General features: G+C 47.3%; 1 protein-coding gene. It reads right to left on the bottom strand.

From position 1 onward, the window contains the following. On the bottom strand, positions 1-2,657 hold a 2,657-nt coding region (locus MHN31_RS23955), incomplete at its 3' end, for an FG-GAP-like repeat-containing protein (protein ID WP_239445534.1). Between the last annotated feature and the right edge of the window lie 108 nt (positions 2,658-2,765).

Here is a 2,765-nt window from a genome sequence, read left to right as displayed (position 1 = left end):
CCATGAGGAAGGCCATCCCCTATCCAACGGCAATATCCCTCCCGCAGTACAACGCGGGTATGGTTAAGCGCGATAATATCGGCAATGTTATCCTGGTTGACATCCGCAAAGTGAACATTACCTCGATAACTCGCTGTGCCCATTTTTGCAGAGAGTATCGACAAGCTTTTTGCCGATTGTAACGGCGCGGTCGCATTGCCGGTACCCAGGCGATACTGCCAGCCACTGTTTTTAGCAAACACCAAATCCGACAGGCCATCTCCATTTAAGTCTGCAAACCGAATGTCTTCTACACCACTGAAGTCATAGTCGAACTTACTATACTCATCCGTGCCTTTACTCAGCAGCAGCTTATATTTATAAGCCGTACGAGACCCCGGGCATCCAGCCTGACCATACATTGGACCATAACTGGTTTTCAGTCTGACAATAAAATCGGATACACCATCGGCATTAATATCTGCACTTTTTGTGAACTTGCGCTCTATTGAATGGGATGAATAGCACCCCTCACTGCTTCTATCCGCAGGAAAATCGCCAGAGGTAAATTCATAGAAATAATCAATTGCCCCGTAGTCACGGCCCAGTGCGTTATTAGATTCAATATTCTTGCGATAGGACAGCTTTTTACCTGAGCTAGATAGCCAGTCTGCCAAACCATCGCCATCTACATCGACAAACATTGTAGAACTAGAATACCCAGGCGCCAGTGCCACAGCCGAGCTAAACGAGAGTCGTTCAACATACTCATTTGGATAACAAATCCCTCTGCCTTGCAATTGCGTAGCGCTCAGGCTGGCTGGCTGAGAAAACGCTTCGGTACGTACGGTATCTGCTGACTGCACTTGCTCTAAGTAATCCGCATGCATCAGATCTGCACCATATGGCTGCACACCATCATCACAGATCATGTCCGACACCGTTTGTGTCGCTGGCTGATAGGCCTTGGCATACCACTTAGTTGTCGAGCCCGACGTTTGCGCATAGATGATATCGGTATACCCGTCTCCATTCACATCCGCCAGTTTAAAATCATTGACAGACTTCAGGTTTGAGGTGATCACATCCGTATCCTGACCGGTGATCTTAACACTCAGTACTTTGCCTGTACTGTTGGTATATAAGAAGTCCGAGCGACCATCACCATTAAAATCGGTCAGTAAGGTCGTTGTTCTTATTCCTGAAGTTTGGTTTGCAGCGACAGCAAACCCAACATCGCTGGTGTCTTTTTTATAATCAAATGTAAGCGCGTACTTACATGATTTATCAGCACTGAATGAGGTACATTCCTGAATGCTGTCAATATAGTCATGCTTACTGCCATCACCATTGATATTGTAATAACGATACGCCTCACCGCCACGTGTGACCTCAATCCCCGACATGCGTTTTACGTTCGCAACCTTGCCTCCATAGGCGTAACCATATTGGCGGGTATTACGGTCGGTGTAATCAAAGTTTACTTTTACTTTTCCGTAAGCAATGTAGTTCAACAGGTGATAGCCAAGGCTGGTATTAGTGGTGTAGTGATAGGTAATTTTATTGCCAAACGTATCACTGACCTGCTTCAGTGCCCAGGTGTGTGCCCCTTTCGCTGAGCTGCCAGCAGGTTTAACAAAGGCATCACTGTCATTGCTTAACGATGTATCACCGTAATATTTTGTATCGCCATCTTTGGATTCAACCACAAAACCTTTGGGCCCGGTGTTGCTGGCATCCGTCCCGATTGCTTTGATGGTCATAAAATTAGACAGCTCAGTGCGATAGGTACTGTTTGCGGCACCATAACTGCCACTGACCAGGATCAGGCGATTTCCATCTAAACAATAACCGTCGCTCTTTTGCATTCTGACCGCTTGCTGTTTGCCGTCTGTTGCGATGTTTTTTGTACACCGGGTGATGGCAGAGCCCGCAGCGACATTCCACCCATATCCGGCATTACCGACGCCTGCTGCGGAGCTATAAGAGATAGCCACGGAAGGTTTGATGCCGCCCGGTCCCGCAGGTAAGGCCACCGGTACGGAGTACGTTGCCTGACCCGTTTCATCCACGCGGAACTCACCGGCAGTCGTATCTACTTTGCTGGCCGGCTCCACTGCGCCTTGTCCTGCGTATAAGAAAGTGCCATTTGCCGATGCCAGGAAGACCTCAGAGCCGGACTTCACATCCAGTCGACCGTCACCATTGACATCAATAAGCTGATAGTTGTTCGCCAGGTTCGTACCCGATGGTAATTTCAGTGCGCGGATCCCACCAGTTTTGGTGCTCACCGAGATAAGGCTTGCATCATGGTAAGAAGACGCGTCGGTGAACAAGACATAGTCATTCACCCCGTCACCATCAATATCTCGCCAGCGCAACCGCTCGGTTAATCCGGCATTGAGCTGCAATTGAGATTCTATGGCTTGAAATTGTGCCTCAGAGAGTACTTCACGGATCCACTGACCGTTGCTGTATCTGAGCTTGACTAAACCCAAGGGTGGGTAAACGTGTAGAGGAATATTAATCTCACCGGCAATCAAAACAAATTGCTTAGGCGACTGAATATAGATATTTCCCGAGTCATCTTCATAGACATTGGGCGATTGGCTTACACTCGCCTGTGCCAACGAAGAGAACAGAAATAATAAGCTTATTATTTGTATTATCGTTTTCATATTTTCCAAAATCCCTGACTGATATCACTTACCTTAGCGCAACAGAAGGCAATCTCTCTGAACAAAATTCAGACGATGATTATACCTAAAGCAGGAAAATGAACAAAT

It is taken from the genome of Pseudoalteromonas sp. McH1-42 (genome assembly GCF_022347845.1).
Lineage (GTDB): Bacteria > Pseudomonadota > Gammaproteobacteria > Enterobacterales > Alteromonadaceae > Pseudoalteromonas > Pseudoalteromonas rubra_D.
This window is presented reverse-complemented; position numbering and strand designations above follow the sequence as displayed.